Origin of the sequence: Rhodopirellula maiorica SM1 (assembly GCF_000346295.1) — a bacterium.
Taxonomy (GTDB): domain Bacteria; phylum Planctomycetota; class Planctomycetia; order Pirellulales; family Pirellulaceae; genus Novipirellula; species Novipirellula maiorica.
This window is the reverse complement of record NZ_ANOG01000305.1, coordinates 1-755: the sequence shown is the minus strand read 5'-3', so window position 1 is coordinate 755 and position 755 is coordinate 1. Positions and strand designations below refer to the sequence as shown.

The following is a 755-nucleotide window of genomic DNA, read 5'->3' as shown; positions in this document are numbered from 1 at the left end:
ATTGGTTTCCATCGAGAGCGTCTCAAGAGCCTCTTCGAGCGGGGCGTCGAAAAAATTGGCTTGCACTGGGCTGTGTAGTGCTTCAGCGATCTTCTTCGCTGCGGCTTCGTCGATGTTGATCCAGCGTGAACCCCCAATGCCTTTGTGAACCAGTGATGTGGTGTCGGCAGTGATGACGATGCCATCGTTTTCGACGGTGGCTCGCAGTCCGTGCGGTCGCAACATTTTTCTTAGTGCCGTCCTGAGCGGAAGTCCGCTCGCGTCTAGTTTGATTTGAGTCTCGCTTTCTTTGAGTTCCGCAAACGCGACGCCGCGATCATCGATGATGACCGGAACCCCGATGATCGATTCGAGTTGTGAGGGAAGCTCGTTAAGCGTGGTCGCAAGATCAAAGTCAAAGGATTGGTCCATCGCTCCAAGTGCGTCTTCGGCGACGTCACCGACGGGATCGGGAACCACCGTTTGTTCGGCCCACATCATGCGTGTTCCCTGCGTGAACCCCTTGCTGTCCTCTTTCTCGTCTGCCGCTTTTTTGCTTAGCGGTTTTCGTTTGGGTTGGTCTTGGGGTTCGGTGGTGACCATCGCTCCGCTGCCGCCCATTCCCCCCATGCCGCCCATGCCGCCACCAAACTGAGCCACATGGCTGGGGAGGGTGATCGTTTCGGGTTGGTCGTTGGGTTGGCCCGCCGATCCCGAGACCATCAGCAAACCGAGGATGGCTGATCCGGTGATCAAGCCTGCGAGGGTTGTAAATA

Annotated in this window: 1 protein-coding gene; it reads right to left on the bottom strand. The window is 56.8% G+C overall.

Annotated elements, in window-relative coordinates:
* The coding region (locus RMSM_RS09930) for an STN domain-containing protein (protein ID WP_173405116.1) at nucleotides 1–735 on the bottom strand (735 nt) is incomplete at its 3' end.
* Between the last annotated feature and the right edge of the window lie 20 nt (nucleotides 736–755).